Source organism: Streptomyces sp. ME19-01-6, from assembly GCF_033793745.1.
Taxonomy (GTDB): domain Bacteria; phylum Actinomycetota; class Actinomycetes; order Streptomycetales; family Streptomycetaceae; genus Streptomyces.
In genome coordinates this window covers 79047-93465 of the sequence record NZ_JARAXF010000038.1, presented here as the reverse complement: position 1 = coordinate 93465, position 14419 = coordinate 79047, and the positions used below count along the sequence as shown (strand labels likewise).

General features: G+C 70.8%; 10 protein-coding genes and 1 pseudogene. 8 read left to right on the top strand and 3 right to left on the bottom strand.

The window, feature by feature from the left end; genetic code table 11:
- Positions 1–60: 60 nt before the first annotated feature.
- Complete coding sequence (locus PV419_RS45390; RefSeq protein WP_319699176.1) at positions 61–804, bottom strand: hypothetical protein; 744 nt, start codon at positions 802–804, stop codon at positions 61–63.
- A 321-nt stretch (positions 805–1125) separates the two neighbouring features.
- Between PV419_RS45390 and PV419_RS45385 the strand changes: the two genes are divergently transcribed.
- The 6 genes from PV419_RS45385 to aceE all read left to right on the top strand — a co-directional run bounded on the left by PV419_RS45385 (position 1126) and on the right by aceE (position 10906).
- The gene (locus PV419_RS45385) at positions 1126–1881 is read left to right on the top strand and encodes an adenosylcobinamide-GDP ribazoletransferase (protein WP_319699220.1); all 756 of its coding nucleotides are present in this window, start codon (positions 1126–1128) and stop codon (positions 1879–1881) included.
- Between the two features lie 373 nt (positions 1882–2254).
- A complete protein-coding gene (locus tag PV419_RS45380; protein ID WP_319699174.1) occupies positions 2255–3790 on the top strand; it encodes a leucyl aminopeptidase in 1536 nt (511 codons plus the stop codon).
- A 298-nt stretch (positions 3791–4088) separates the two neighbouring features.
- On the top strand, positions 4089–5477 hold the full coding sequence (gene lpdA / locus PV419_RS45375; protein WP_319699173.1) for a dihydrolipoyl dehydrogenase: 1389 nt from the start codon (positions 4089–4091) through the stop codon (positions 5475–5477).
- 47 nt (positions 5478–5524) lie between these two features.
- On the top strand, positions 5525–7297 hold the full coding sequence (gene sucB, locus PV419_RS45370) for a 2-oxoglutarate dehydrogenase, E2 component, dihydrolipoamide succinyltransferase (protein ID WP_319699171.1): 1773 nt from the start codon (positions 5525–5527) through the stop codon (positions 7295–7297).
- Between the two features lie 112 nt (positions 7298–7409).
- Positions 7410–8033 carry a GntR family transcriptional regulator gene (locus PV419_RS45365; RefSeq protein WP_319699170.1) on the top strand — a complete coding sequence of 208 codons (624 nt, stop codon included), beginning with the start codon at positions 7410–7412 and terminating at the stop codon, positions 8031–8033.
- Positions 8034–8176: 143 nt separating this feature from the next.
- Positions 8177–10906 (top strand): pyruvate dehydrogenase (acetyl-transferring), homodimeric type, encoded by a 2730-nt coding sequence (gene aceE / locus PV419_RS45360; protein ID WP_319699218.1) that lies wholly within the window; start codon positions 8177–8179, stop codon positions 10904–10906.
- Positions 10907–10971: 65 nt separating this feature from the next.
- Here aceE and PV419_RS45355 read toward each other — a convergent pair whose 3' ends face one another.
- Positions 10972–11214 (bottom strand): hypothetical protein, encoded by a 243-nt coding sequence (locus PV419_RS45355; RefSeq protein WP_319699169.1) that lies wholly within the window; start codon positions 11212–11214, stop codon positions 10972–10974.
- A gap of 169 nt (positions 11215–11383) precedes the next feature.
- The gene (locus PV419_RS45350) at positions 11384–11905 is read right to left on the bottom strand and encodes a hypothetical protein (RefSeq protein WP_319699168.1); all 522 of its coding nucleotides are present in this window, start codon (positions 11903–11905) and stop codon (positions 11384–11386) included.
- A gap of 398 nt (positions 11906–12303) precedes the next feature.
- Between PV419_RS45350 and PV419_RS45345 the strand changes: the two genes are divergently transcribed.
- Positions 12304–12972: an alpha/beta hydrolase gene (locus PV419_RS45345; protein ID WP_319699166.1), complete on the top strand. Its 669-nt coding sequence runs from the start codon at positions 12304–12306 to the stop codon at positions 12970–12972.
- Positions 12973–13193: 221 nt separating this feature from the next.
- Positions 13194–13259: pseudogene (locus PV419_RS53590) on the top strand (hypothetical protein); the annotation flags it as partial.
- Between the last annotated feature and the right edge of the window lie 1160 nt (positions 13260–14419).

Genomic DNA, 14419 nt, shown 5'->3' with positions numbered 1-14419 from the left:
CCTTGCGCCGCCACGCTGACGGGGGACGAGGCCGCCTGCCGTCAGGACCCCGCCCCGCCGTCAGGAGCCCGTCTCGGAGAACCCGCCGATCCAGTCCTGCAGCCGCCGTCGTACCCCGCTCCAGCGCGCGTCATGCCGCTCCGCCCGGATCCGCGCCCGCCGCAGCGCCCGCGGCCTGCGGCGGTAGAAGCGCCGCGCCCAGGGCGACGCCGGCCGCCCCAGCCGGACCGCGCCGACGAGCGCCAGGACCGGCACCAGCACGCCGAGCACCGCGATCCGTGGCTTGCCCTTGGCCAGCGCGAACAGGGCGAACAGGAAGTTGACGCAGACGTTCACGATCACCGCGCCGCGGTCGTGACGCTCGGCGATGGACACCTCGTTCACCCCGAACGGCAGAAAGCCGCTCAGCACCAGGCCGACCAGCGCCGCGGTGATCACGACGACCTCGACGCTCTGCCGGCCCTGCTCGGTCCAGTACACGTCGTGGAGATGCAGGATCAGCGCGAACTCGTCGAGCACCAGCCCCGCGCCCACCCCGAACACCACCGCCGCCAGGTACTCCCAAAAGCCGCTCCGCACACCGGCGATCGCGCCGAAGCCGCCGAGGACGGTGAGCACGACGCCGGGGACGACATGGTGAATGTGCAGCCCACCGGGGGTGACGTTGCGGAACGGGCCCTTGCCGGCCTTGATGAGCCGGGTGATGGTGCGGGTGATCGCGAACGAGAGGATGAACGAGGCGAGGGCGAGGAGCAGCGGCAGCTTGCCGGGCTCCACGATGTTCCGATACCACCAATGCCCCATGGCCTCTCAGCGTGCGCGATAGCCTGCGGCGCGATGGACACCACGCCGGAGCAGTCCCCCGCACGCCCGCCCGGGCCCCCGGAGCCCCCGAGGCCCGCGGCCCCGCCACGGCCCGCCGCGCCTCCGGAGCCCACGCACGCGCCGGAGCCCACGGACACACCCGAGCCCACGGACACACCCGAGGCCGCAGACCCGCCGGTCGAGTCGGCTGAGCCGGACGAACAGGCTGAGCCGGACGAGCCGGACGAGCCGGCCCGGCCCGCACCCCCACCGAACCCCCCGCCCCCGCCCCACCCCCCGCGCGCCTCCTGGGAGGACGGCGTGCGCTTCGCCTTCGGCACGCTCACGGCCCTCCCCGTACGTGTGACGCGCTGGGACCGCGAGGCGGCGCGCGCCGGGATGTCGTACGCCCCGCTGGCCGGGCTCACGGTCGGGCTCTGCGCGGCTTCGGTGGGCGCGGCGCTGCTGCTCCTGGGCGGCGGCGCGCCGCTGGCAGCGGTGGGCACGGTCGCGGTGCCCGCCGTACTGACCCGCGGGCTGCATCTGGACGGGCTGGCCGACACCGCCGACGGACTCGGCAGCGGCAAGCCGGCAGACGACGCGCTGCGCATCATGAAGCGGTCGGACATCGGGCCCTTCGGGGTCGTCACCCTGCTGCTCGTGCTGCTCGCGCAAGTGGCCGCGCTGACCGAGCTGTACGGGGCCGGCTGGCCGCACGGCGCGGTGGCGGCGGCCGCCGCGGGGACGGCGGCGCGGTGCGCGTTGACCCTCGCGGCGCGCGAAGGGGTGCCCGCCGCGCGGCCGGAGGGGCTGGGCGCGGCGGTCGCGGGGGCGGTGCCGGCCGGACCCGCGCTGGGCGCGGCCGCGGTGTCCGTCGTCGTATGCGCGCTGGGCGGCGCGGCCTTCGGCGCATACGGAGCGGTGCATCACGCGCTGGCCGTCCTCGCCGCGCTGGGCGCCGCCGAGCTTCTCCAGCGCCACTGCCGCCGTCGCTTCGGCGGCATCACCGGCGACGTCTTCGGCGCGCTCGCCGAAACGGCCGCCACGACCGCCCTGATCGCCACGGCCCTCGGCTGACCCGGGCCGGCCTTGGGCCGCCAACGCTCGTCCACGGACTGGACGGCACGCTTCCGCCGCGCCGCGCGGCCGAAGGTGGGCAGCCGGCACCGTGCGGCCGCAAGCTCCCGGGCCCGCGCTCCCGCCGCGCGCGTCGCGCCGGGGGCCGCCCCGGCGCGATGCGCGAGAGGGTGCCCGGCCCCCGCCCGTCCTCGCGAGCCCGCGCGCCAGTGCCGTCGGGGGAGTTACGCTCGCGATGGCCCGCGACAGCCCGCCGCTCGGGCACCTGGTGACCCGCGCATACGATGCCGATGGGCGCGGCCGACCCGTCCCTGTTTCGACGGGGACACCCCACGTCGGCCGAGGAACTATCCGGAAGAGGGACCCCATCACCGTGACTTCTTTGACTCTCAGCACCTCCTCCGCCGCGACGCTGCGCGCGGACGCCGTCGTCGTCGGCGTGGCGAAGGGGGCCAAGGGCCCCGTCGTCGCCCCCGGCGCCGAGGCCGTGGACAAGGCCTTCGGCGGGAAGCTGGCCTCTGTCCTGGAGACCCTCGGGGCGACCGGCGCGGATGGCGAGGTGACCAAGCTGCCCGCCGCGTCCGGCCTCAAGGCCCCGGTCGTGCTGGCGGTCGGACTCGGCGACGCCCCGGCCAAGGGCGACGGTTACGACGCCGAGGCGCTGCGCCGCGCGGCCGGTGCGGCCGCCCGCGCGCTGTCCGGTTCGAAGAAGGGCGCGTTCGCGCTGCCGGTGGCGGACGCGGAGGACGCCGCCGCCGTCGCCGAGGGCGCGCTGCTCGGCGCGTACTCGTACAAGGCCAACCAGAACGGCAACAGCGGCAACGCCAAGAGCGGCGAGAAGAAGAACGGAGCCCCGCTCGCCGAGGTCGCCCTGATCGGCGCCAAGCCGCGCGACAAGGAGTTCAAGGCGGCGGCCGAGCGCGCCATCGCCCTCACCGCCGAGATCAACCGCGCCCGCGACCTGATCAACACCCCCTCGAACCTGCTCAACCCCGCCCTCTTCGCCGCCGCCGTGCTGGAGGCGGCCAAGGAGCACGGTCTGAAGACCGAGGTGCTGGACGAGAAGGCGCTGAAGAAGGGCGGGTACGGCGGCATCATGGGCGTCGGCCAGGGGTCGGAGGCTCCGCCGCGCCTGGTCCGGGTCGCCTACTCGCACCCGGAGGCGGAGAAGACCCTGGCCCTGGTCGGCAAGGGCATCACCTACGACTCGGGCGGCATCTCGCTCAAGCCGGCCGGCCACAACGAGACCATGAAGTGCGACATGAGTGGCGCGGCCGCCGTGTTCGCCGCGGTGGTCGCCGCCGCGAAGCTGGGCCTGCGGGTCAATGTGACCGGCTGGCTGGCGCTCGCCGAGAACATGCCCTCGGGCTCGGCCACCCGCCCCGGCGATGTGCTGACGATGTACAGCGGCAAGACCGTCGAGGTGCTGAACACCGACGCCGAGGGCCGGCTGGTGCTGGCCGACGCGCTGGCCCGCGCCTGCGAGGAGAAGCCGGACGCGATCGTCGACGTGGCGACGCTGACCGGCGCGATGGTGTTCGCGCTGGGCCACCGCACGTTCGGGATCATGGCGAACGACGAGGCGTTCCGCACCTCGCTGCACGAGATCGCGGAGGAGGTCGGCGAGCAGTCCTGGCCGATGCCGCTCCCCTCGGACCTGCGCAAGAGCATCGACTCGCCGGTGGCCGACCTGGCCAACATGGGCGAGCGGATGGGCGGCGGCCTGGTGGCCGGGATCTTCCTGAAGGAGTTCGTCGAGGAGGGCACCGTCTGGGCCCACCTGGACATCGCGGGCCCCGCCTTCAACGAGTCCGGCCCGTTCGGCTACACCCCCAAGGGCGGCACGGGCTCCGCGGTCCGCACCCTGGTGCGGCTGGCCGAGCGCACCGCGGCCGGCGACCTGGGCTGAACCGCCACCGGCCGGGTCCGCAGTGGGCCCGGCCGCTCCGCGCGGGCCGCGCGGATTTCGCCGTAAACGAAATCCGACCCCCGTTACGCACGCGGTACGCACGAGTAACCCCTGAACAGGGCTTTGGAGATATCTCACACAGCGGCCCCGCGTCCCGCCTCCCGTCAACAAGTGCGAAGATGTTGTCCCGGCAGGACAGGGCCCCCGACACCAGGGCCGAAGCAAGACGCGGCCGAACAACAGCCGCCGCCCGGCCACCGACGGCCGGCCCCGGCGCACCATGCATGGAGGACGTGACGTGGCGAACGACGCCAGCACCGTTTTCGACCTAGTGATCCTCGGAGGCGGTAGCGGCGGTTACGCCGCTGCCCTGCGCGCGGCGCAGCTGGGTCTGGACGTCGCCCTGATCGAGAAGGACAAGGTGGGCGGCACCTGCCTGCACCGCGGCTGCATCCCCACCAAGGCTCTGCTGCACGCCGGTGAGATCGCCGACCAGGCCCGCGAGGGGGCCGAGTTCGGTGTGAAGACCACCTTCGAGGGCATCGACATCGAGGGCGTGCACCAGTACAAGGACGGCGTGGTCTCGGGCCTGTACAAGGGTCTGCAGGGCCTGATCGCCTCCCGGAAGGTCACCTATGTGACCGGCGAGGGCCGGCTGTCCTCGCCGACCTCGGTCGATGTCGGCGGCCAGCGCTACACCGGCCGCCACATCCTGCTCGCCACGGGCTCCGTGCCGAAGTCCCTGCCGGGTCTGGAGATCGACGGCGAGCGCGTCATCACCTCCGACCACGCGCTGGTCCTGGACCGGGTGCCGAAGTCCGCGATCGTGCTGGGCGGCGGCGTCATCGGCGTCGAGTTCGCCTCCGCGTGGAAGTCCTTCGGGACCGACGTCACCATCGTCGAGGCGCTTCCCCACCTCGTCCCGGTCGAGGACGAGAACAGCTCCAAGCTGCTGGAGCGCGCCTTCCGCAAGCGCGGCATCAAGTTCTCCCTCGGCGCGCGCTTCTCGGGCGTCGAGAACACCGCCGACGGTGTGAAGGTCTCGCTGGAGAACGGCAAGACCTTCGAGGCCGAGCTGCTGCTCGTCGCCGTCGGCCGCGGACCGGTCTCGCAGGGCCTGGGCTACGAGGAGGCCGGGGTCGCGATGGACCGCGGCTACGTCCTCGTCGACGAGTACATGCAGACCAACGTGGACACCATCTCGGCCGTCGGCGACCTGGTGCCCACGCTTCAGCTCGCGCACGTCGGGTTCGCCGAGGGCATCCTGGTGGCGGAGCGGCTGGCCGGTCTGAAGACCGTGCCGATCGACTACGACGGTGTGCCGCGGGTCACCTACTGCCACCCCGAGGTCGCCTCGGTCGGCATCACGGAGGCCAAGGCCAAGGAGCTGTACGGCGCGGACAAGGTCGTGGCTCTGAAGTACAGCCTCGCGGGCAACGGCAAGAGCAAGATCCTGAAGACTTCGGGCGAGATCAAGCTCGTCCAGGTGCGGGACGGCGCCGTCGTCGGCGTCCACATGGTCGGCGACCGCATGGGCGAGCAGGTCGGCGAGGCCCAGTTGATCTACAACTGGGAGGCGCTGCCGGCCGAGGTGGCGCAGCTCGTCCACGCGCACCCGACCCAGAACGAGGCGCTCGGCGAGGCCCACCTGGCTCTGGCCGGCAAGCCGCTGCACGCCCACGACTAGTCCCGAGCGCGAACAATCCGTACAGATCGTTAGGAGCAACCGAAACCATGGCGGTTTCCGTAACCCTGCCGGCGCTCGGCGAGAGCGTGACCGAGGGCACCGTCACCCGCTGGCTGAAGGCCGAGGGTGAGCGGGTAGAGGCCGACGAGCCTCTGCTCGAGGTCTCCACCGACAAGGTCGACACCGAGATCCCGGCCCCCGCGGCCGGTGTGCTCACCTCCATCAAGGTGGCCGAGGACGAGACGGTGGAGGTCGGCGCCGAGCTGGCCGTCATCGACGACGGCGGCGCGGCCCCGGCCGCCGCCCCCGCCCCCGCGGCCGAGCCCGCCCCCGCGGCGCAGCCCGAGCCCGCCCCGGCCCCCGTCGCCGAGGCCCCGGCCCCGGCGCCCGCTCCGGCCGCCGCCCCCGCGGGCGGTGCCGAGGGCACCGACGTCGTGCTGCCCGCCCTGGGCGAGTCGGTGACCGAGGGCACGGTCACCCGCTGGCTCAAGGAGGTCGGCGACTCGGTCGAGGCCGATGAGCCGCTGCTCGAGGTCTCCACCGACAAGGTCGACACCGAGATCCCGGCCCCGGCCTCGGGCACCCTGCTCGAGATCCTGGTGGCCGAGGACGAGACCGCTGAGGTCGGCGCCAAGCTGGCCGTGATCGGCACAGCCAGTCAGCAGGTTGCCGCTCCGGCCGCCGCGCCCGCCCCCGCGGCTCCCGCCCCGGCCCCCGCCGCCGAGGCTCCGGCCCCCGCGCCTGCTCCGGCTCCGGCCCCGCAGGCCCCGACCGCCCCGGCCCCGCAGGCCGTCACTCCGGCGCCGGTCGCCCCGGAGCCGGTCCCGGCCGCTCCGGTGCCCGCCCCGGCCCCGGTCACCCCGGCTCCGGCCGCCGGTGACGGCGAGGGCGCGTACGTGACCCCGCTGGTGCGCAAGCTCGCCGCGGAGAACGGCGTGGACCTGGCCACCGTCAAGGGCACCGGCGTCGGCGGCCGTATCCGCAAGCAGGACGTCATCGCCGCCGCCGAGGCCGCCAAGGCCGCCGCCCAGGCACAGGCCCAGGCCCAGGCCGCCCCGGCAGCGGCGCCGAAGGCCGCCGCCGCGGCCCCGTCGCCGCTGCGTGGCCAGACCATCAAGATGCCGCGGATGCGCAAGGTCATCGGCGACAACATGATGAAGGCCCTGCACACGCAGGCGCAGCTCACCAGCGTGGTCGAGGTGGACATCACCAAGCTCATGCGGCTGCGGGCCCAGGCGAAGGAGACGTTCGCGCAGCGTGAGGGCGTCAAGCTCTCGCCGATGCCGTTCTTCGTCAAGGCCGCCGTCCAGGCGCTGAAGAGCAACCCGGTGATCAACGCCCGGATCAACGAGGACGAGGGCACCATCACGTACTTCGACGTCGAGAACGTCGGCATCGCGGTGGACGCCGAGAAGGGCTTGATGACCCCGGTCATCAAGAACGCGGGCGACCTCAGCCTCGCCGGTATCGCCAAGAAGACGGCGGAGCTGGCGGGCAAGGTGCGGGCCAGCAAGATCTCTCCGGACGAGGTGTCCGGCGCGACCTTCACCATCAGCAACACCGGCTCGCGCGGCGCGCTGTTCGACACGATCATCGTGCCGCCGAACCAGGTCGCCATCCTGGGCATCGGCGCGACCGTCCGCCGCCCGGTGGTCATCAACCACCCGGACCTCGGCGAAACGATCGCGGTGCGCGACATGACGTACGTCGCGCTCTCCTACGACCACCGCCTGGTGGACGGCGCCGACGCCGCCCGCTACCTGACGGCGGTCAAGGAGATCCTGGAGGCCGGCGAGTTCGAGGTCGAGCTCGGCCTCTGAGCCCCTGGTCGGCACGGCTGACGGCGGCGCCCCCGCCCGGAGAGATCCGGGTGGGGGCGCCGCCGTTCGCGTGCCGCCGTATTGTCATGTCAGAACCGTCCAAAGGAGTGCCATGGTCCATCCCGTCGTCCACTCGTTGCGCGAGCAGATCCGCGAGCACATCGTGGAGGGCATCGTCAGCGGGCGCTGGAAGCCGGGCGAGCGGATCGTGGAGCGTCGGATCGCCACTGAGCTGGAGGTCAGCCAGACGCCCGTCCGCGAGGCCCTGCGCGAGCTGGAGACGCTGCGGCTGATCGAATCGGCGCCCAACAAGGGCGTACGCGTCCGCAATCTGACCGCCGCCGACCTGGAGGAGATCTATCCGGTGCGGGCCGGTCTCGAGCAGATCGCCGCGGAGCTGGCCGCGCCCCGGCTGGCCGAGGACACCTCGGCCCTGGAGCCCGAGGTGGCGGCGCTGTACGAGGCGGACCGAAGATCCGACGGGGAGGCCCAGGTGCGGCACACCGTGGCCTTCCACCGCGAGCTGGTCCGGGCCTCCGGCAACAGCGTGCTGCTGCACACCTGGGAGTCGCTCGGCATCGAGATCTGGACCACCCTGTCCATCCGCTGGCTGGGCACCCGCCAGCAGTCGTACGCCGAGGAGCACCAGGCCGTCGTGGACGCCTTCCGACGACGGGACCCGAGGGTGGCGGAGCTCGTCAAGGAGCACGTACTGGGCTGCGCACCGCGCGCCTAGGCCCACTGGGCTGCACCCGGTGCCTGATTTCGCGGCACGGAATGCCAATTTCGCCTTTCGGAGAAGTTTTTGAGCTCAAGTACTTTGATCGATCATCGATCAGAATTTACAGTCGAGACATGACCGACCTCGTCAACGGAGGGATGGCGGCTACCGCCCACAAGCCCCTCATCCAGCAGCCCGCCCCGAAGCAGCCCAGCGAGCTCGACCAGCTCCCGGACCGCGACCCCGAGGAGACCGCCGAGTGGGGCGCGTCCCTGGAGGCCGTCACCCGGGCCGCCGGCCCGCACCGCGCCTCGTACCTGATGCGCCGCACGCTGGAGCACGCCGAGAGCGCCGGTCTCGGGCTGCCCCCGCTGCTCGAGACGGACTACGTCAACACCATCCCCACCGCCGCCGAGCCCTCCTTCCCCGGCGACGAGGACATGGAGCGGCGGATCACCGCCTGGAACCGGTGGAACGCCGCCGCGATGGTCACCCGCGGCAGCCGGGACGGCCTCGGCGGCCACATCGCCACCTTCGCCTCCGCCGCCTGGCTCTACGAGACGGGCTTCCAGCACTTCTTCCGCGGCAAGGAGGCAGGGGGCACCTCCCGGTCGAAGACTGGGGGAGGCTCCGGCGATCAGCTCTACATCCAGGGCCACGCCTCCCCCGGCATCTACGCCCGCGCCTTCCTCGACGGCCGGCTGACCGAGGCCCACCTGGACAACTTCCGCCGCGAGGCGGGCGGCTCTGGCCTGCCCTCCTACCCGCACCCGCGGCGGCTGCCCTGGCTGTGGGAGTTCCCCACCGTCTCCATGGGGCTCGGCCCGATCTCCGCGATCTACCAGGCCCGCTTCAACCGCTACCTCGCGAACCGCGGCATCAAGGACACCTCCGCCTCCCACGTCTGGGCCTTCCTCGGCGACGGCGAGATGGACGAGCCCGAGTCGACCGCGGCGCTCGCCCTGGCCGGCCGCGAGCGTCTGGACAACCTCACCTTCGTCATCAACTGCAACCTGCAGCGGCTCGACGGCCCGGTGCGCGCCAACTTCAAGATCGTGCAGGAGCTGGAGGCGCAGTTCCGCGCCGCTGGCTGGAACGTCGTCAAGGCCTTGTGGGGCTCCGCCTGGGACGAGCTGCTCGGCCTCGACACCTCGGGCGCGCTGCTGCGCCGGCTGCGCGAGGTCCCCGACGCCCAGTTCCAGACGTACGCGACCCGCGACGCCGCATACATCCGTGACCACTTCTTCGGCGCCGACCCCCAGCTCGCCCGGCTCGGCCAGGGCCTGACCGACGCCAAGCTCGCCGAGTGTTTCCACACCTCCCGGGCCGGCCACGAGCCGCGCAAGGTGTACGCGGCGTACCGCGCGGCCATGGAGCACAAGGGCGCCCCGACCGTCGTCCTCGCCCAGACCGTCAAGGGCTACACGCTCGGCCCCGGCTTCGAGTCGCGCAACGCCAACCACCAGATGAAGAAGTTGACCGGCAAGGAGTTCCGCGCCATGCGCGACCTCCTGGAGCTGCCCATCCCGGACAGCGCGCTGGACGACAAGCTGGTCCCGTACGCCCACCCCGGCGCCGACTCCCCCGAGCTGCGCTACCTCCAGGAGCGCCGCGCCGCCCTCGGCGGCCCCGCCCCGGCCCGCACGGTCCACCCGGTCGCCCTGCCCGAACCGTCGGCCAAACCGTTCGAGGCCCTGGCCAAGGGCTCCGGCAGCCAGGAGATCGCCACCACCATGGCGTTCGTCCGCCTGGTCAAGGACCTGATGCGGGACAAGGAGACCGGCCGCCGCTGGGTGCCGATCGTCCCCGACGAGGCGCGCACCTTCGGCATGGAGTCGCTCTTCCCGACCGCCGGGATCTACTCGCCGCTCGGCCAGACCTACGACCCGGTCGACCGCGACCAGCTGCTCTACTACAAGGAAGCGGCGAACGGTCAGATCCTCAACGAGGGCATCACCGAAGCCGGTTCGATGGCCGACTTCACCGCCGCCGCGACGTCGTACGCGACGCACGGCGAGCCGATGATCCCCTTCTACATCTTCTACTCGATGTTCGGCTGGCAGCGCACCGCCGACCAGATGTGGGCGCTCGCCGACCAGCTCGGCCGCGGCTTCCTGATCGGCGCCACGGCGGGCCGCACCACCATGACCGGCGAGGGCCTGCAGCACGCCGACGGCCACTCCCACCTGATCGCCTCCACCAACCCGGCGGCGGTCGCGTACGACCCGGCCTTCGCGTACGAGGTCGGCGCGATCGTGCGGGACGGTCTGCGGAGGATGTACGGCCCGGACGCCGAGGACGTCTTCTACTACCTGACCGTCTACAACGAGACCAAGGTCCAGCCGCCCATGCCGACCGGCGAGGGCATCGAGGAGGGCATCCTCAAGGGCCTCTACCGCTACAAGTCGGCCGAGCCGGCGGACGAGAGCGCCCCGCGCATCCAGCTCCTCGCCTCCGGCACCGCCATCCACTGGGCCCTGGACGCCCAGAAGCTCCTCGCCGACGACTGGGGCGTGGCCGCCGACGTGTGGTCCGCCACCTCCTGGAGCGAGCTGCGCCGTGACGCCCTGTCCTGTGACGCGGCGCAGCTCAACGGCGAAGACCGGGTCCCGTACGTCACCCGTGCCCTGGCAGGCGCACCGGGCCCGGTCCTCGCCGTCAGCGACTGGATGCGCGCCGTCCCCGACCAGATCAGCCAGTGGGTCGAGCAGGACTGGCACTCGCTCGGCACCGACGGCTTCGGCCTCTCCGACACCCGCGAGGCCGCCCGCCGCCACTTCGGCGTCGACGTCCCGGCCATCGTGGTCACCGCCCTGAACCGGCTCGCCCGGCGCGGCGAGGTCAAGCCCACGGCGGCGAAGGAAGCGGCCGAGCGCTACGGCATCTGACCGCCCCGCGAAACGCGGAAGCCCCGCTCATGCGCCATGCCGGCGTATGGGCGGGGCCGGTCGTTTCACAGGGACCAGGAGTTCGCGGGGTCGTCCAGCCAAGCGTGTGTCTCTTCGGCCGTGACCGTGAGACCGAACCGGGACTGATCCGGTTCGCCCTTGCTGACCCACCAGTGGTATGCGCTCTCCACCTCGTCCCACAGTCGGCGAGGGCCGGACTGGTAGACCTTGGCTTCCTTGCGGTCATCACGGAAGACGACGACTGCCCAGGACCTGTCCGAGCTGCCCCGAGTTCCGTAGAACCACACGGCGCGCCGGCCATCCCGCTTGCGGTCGGGGTTGTGGGCAACGTCAGTCCTACGCCCAGTCAACGCCCACTTGAGTGCGGGCCCGTTGACCTGCGCGGACTAAGTTGAATGAGACGGTTCTCGGGCACTCGTGCGGTCCACGAGCGGGCAGCGCCCGGCTCTGGCGGCGTCACGGCTGGTTGCTATCCCGGCGGGGAAGCTTGTCGCCGATCGCCTCGACCAGAGCCTTGACCTCCTCGGGAAACTTCCGTGCCCAGGTCGTCAGGAACGCGCTCTTGACGATGTAGCCAGAGGTGAAGTCCAGGTCGCCGCCGATCTGCTCCCAGATCGTGTGCCGGTCCCAGTTGGTCAGTGCCCGCTCGCTCACCACCTTCTTCACTCGTTCCTGAGCATGCAGGCCCACGTGGAGGGCCTCCGCGAGCCGAGCTGCTTCCTCGTCGAGAGAGTCCAACACCCTTTCCAGCACATGGGCTTCGGGGTAGCCGGATCCCGGAAGCGTGAAGATGCCCTGAGCCGGGTCAGCGCGTTCGGCCTGATCGCCGTCGAGGATGCAGATAGACGGGTAAGTCGCGGTGGGGTCGACGTTGTGATGGGTATTGACTTTGATTGCTGGGTCGTGCCCTCCCATCGCGTGCACCTTGACCTCGTCCAGCTCGATGCCACCGTGGCTGCGCAGAGCGGTGAGGACCATGAGCTCGGCGAAGTCGTCCTCGACGAAGATGGCGAGCTTGGCCTGGATCTGTCCAGTGATGGTCCGCAGGGCTTTGACGTCTAGTTTCCCCGCGCCCCAGTGCGATCACTCGCACGACTAGGTTCGCTGAGGCAGAAGGCCAAACGTCCGGGTTCGCCGAGTACACGCCTCGACTGAACTGGGCACTGTTCACGAGTCTTTACCGCGCCCCGGACCTTGCCAGGACTGCATCGGGATGCCCTTCGCCAAAGAGGCTGATCATCATGCGGTCAGTCGAACGTGGTGCTGCTGGCACCTCGATTGCCAAACGGCTGCCGGCACAGTCATAACCGATGATTCTCATCGTCCCCGACGGTCTCAATGTTCCAAGAACGAAGCGGAGAGTGCGAGGTATACGCATGTTTGTCTTGATTCCCGGGGCCGGGGGTGCGGCCTGGTACTGGCATCGTGTGGTGTCCGAGTTGCACGCCAGGGGGCACGAGGCGGTTGCTGTTGAGCTACCCGGCGCAGACGAATCCGCAGGGCTGCCCGAGTACACCGACGCGGTGGTTGCTGCGATCGGCGACCATGACGACGTTGTGTTGGTGGCCCAGTCGATGGGCGGCTTCACCGCCCCGATGGTCTGCGCTCGCGTGCAAGTAGATCTGTTGGTGCTGGTCAACGCGATGATCCCGCTGCCGGGCGAGACGCCCGGACAATGGTGGGACAACACCGGATCGCTGGCAGCCCGCGTCGCAGCAGCGGAAGCAGGCGGGTACGGCCCGGAGTTCGACCTGTCCACCTACTTCCTGCACGACGTGCCAGCCGAGGTAGCCGCCGCCAGCGCGGCGCACGACCGCCCTGAGGCCGACGCCGCGTTCAGCCAGCCTTGCGGCATCGAACGGTGGCCGGACGTGACCACTCGCGTGCTTGCCGCAGCCGAGGACCGGTTCTTTCCCCCGGAGTTCCAGCGCCGAGTGGCCCGCGACCGTCTCGGGATCAACGCCGACGACGTCCCCGGCGGTCACCTGGTTGCGCTGTCGCGCCCGGTCGACCTGGTTGACCGGCTGATCGAGTATCTGCGCTGACGAGCGTCAGGCCCTCCCCTTCTGACTACACCGCAGTGCCGTCTTTTCCCATGAACAAGCACGGCCCGTTGATCGCCCGCTGCTGATGGCCGGCCATTCGCCCGCTTGTGACTACGGCTGACAGAGCCTGTAGCCGCGAGGAAGACTGAGGCTATGAGCACCACTGAGCTCGCCCCGGCGCCAACGTCGCCGTACTCCGAAAAGAGCGCGGCTGGAGTCAGATCCACGCGGCTCGCAAGGCCGCCATCTCTGTGTCGCTCCTGTCCAAGATCGAGGTAGGAGACCGGACGCTGACGCCTGCCGTCGCCGCTGCCCTGGCTCGCGCCTTCGGCGTGACCATGGACGAGGTACTTGGCCGTGTCCCTGTCACTCGGGAGGATCAAGCGCGTCCCTCCTCTCTCCGGGCCGCCATCAGGGACTACGACCTGCCGGACAGACGGCCTGTCGAGGAGCCGCGCATGGGTGCGGCTCTGGACGCCGCTGGAAGGTACCGGGACGCCGTAGACGTGGTTGGGCTCAAGAAGTTGCTCCCGAGTCTCCTGCGGGACGCTACGGCTCACGCACACGCGGCCAACACCGCAGAAGCCTGGATGACGCTCGCAGAGGTCTACAGCTCCGTGTACTGGCTCGCCGCGCGGCATCGCTGGATGGATCTGGCAGAGTTGGCCGTGGCTCGGCAGAGGTGGGCTGTGGAGCAGAAATCCAACCCTCTTGGCGAAGTCATCGCGGCTCGGGACAGGGCTGGTACGTATCTCAACTTCGGTGATGTCGAGCGTGGGCTGACGCTTGTGGATCGGGCGATTGCCAAGGCCCAGGCATCGCTCAGTGGAACTGATCGCGACATCGCGGTATCCATCCTGAACCTCCGAGGGATGACCCTTGCCGGTCGGCTGACAGATAAGCGGGAAGCAAAGCGGGAAGCTCAGCGCCATATCGACTCCGCCCACAACGCCAACATCGGAATTGGCCATGACCTGGGTGTGCATGGTCTGACCGTGGGACCTCAGAACACGTTCACGCACGAACTCGCCACCTGTGTGGATCTTGGCAGGCCCCGGGACGCGCTGGGGCTGGCCGATGACCTCCCTGCCGCCCTGGCTGGTCTGCCACCGACACGGGTAGCCCCGACGCACATCAACTACGCCAGGGCTCAGCTCGACCTCGGGGACCGTGACGGAGCGCTGGAAAACCTGAGCATCGCCTGGGACGCGGCACCACAGATGGCCCGTATCCATCCGATGGGTCGGGAAGTATTCCGGGTGGTTTCGTCGCTGCACCGGCGGAGCAACGCGAAGTTGCTGAAGCTCTCGAAGTTGGCGGGGATTGAGCTCTGGCTTCATCGCCTCGCTCTCGTAACGACGGGGGCCTCAACTCCAGAAACGTCGGTCCGGAGCACCGGGAAAGGGCGGGGAAGGACCCCGGCCCCGGACCGCGTGCAACGGCATGA

Coding starts and splice junctions, on each gene's coding strand:
- aceE (WP_319699218.1), top strand. CDS start 8,177: ATGGCGGCTACCGCCCACAAGCCCCTCATCCAGCAGCCCGCCCCGAAG.
- PV419_RS45365 (WP_319699170.1), top strand. CDS start 7,410: ATGGTCCATCCCGTCGTCCACTCGTTGCGCGAGCAGATCCGCGAGCAC.
- PV419_RS45345 (WP_319699166.1), top strand. CDS start 12,304: ATGTTTGTCTTGATTCCCGGGGCCGGGGGTGCGGCCTGGTACTGGCAT.
- PV419_RS45390 (WP_319699176.1), bottom strand. CDS start 804: ATGGGGCATTGGTGGTATCGGAACATCGTGGAGCCCGGCAAGCTGCCG.
- PV419_RS45350 (WP_319699168.1), bottom strand. CDS start 11,905: ATGGTCCTCACCGCTCTGCGCAGCCACGGTGGCATCGAGCTGGACGAG.
- sucB (WP_319699171.1), top strand. CDS start 5,525: ATGGCGGTTTCCGTAACCCTGCCGGCGCTCGGCGAGAGCGTGACCGAG.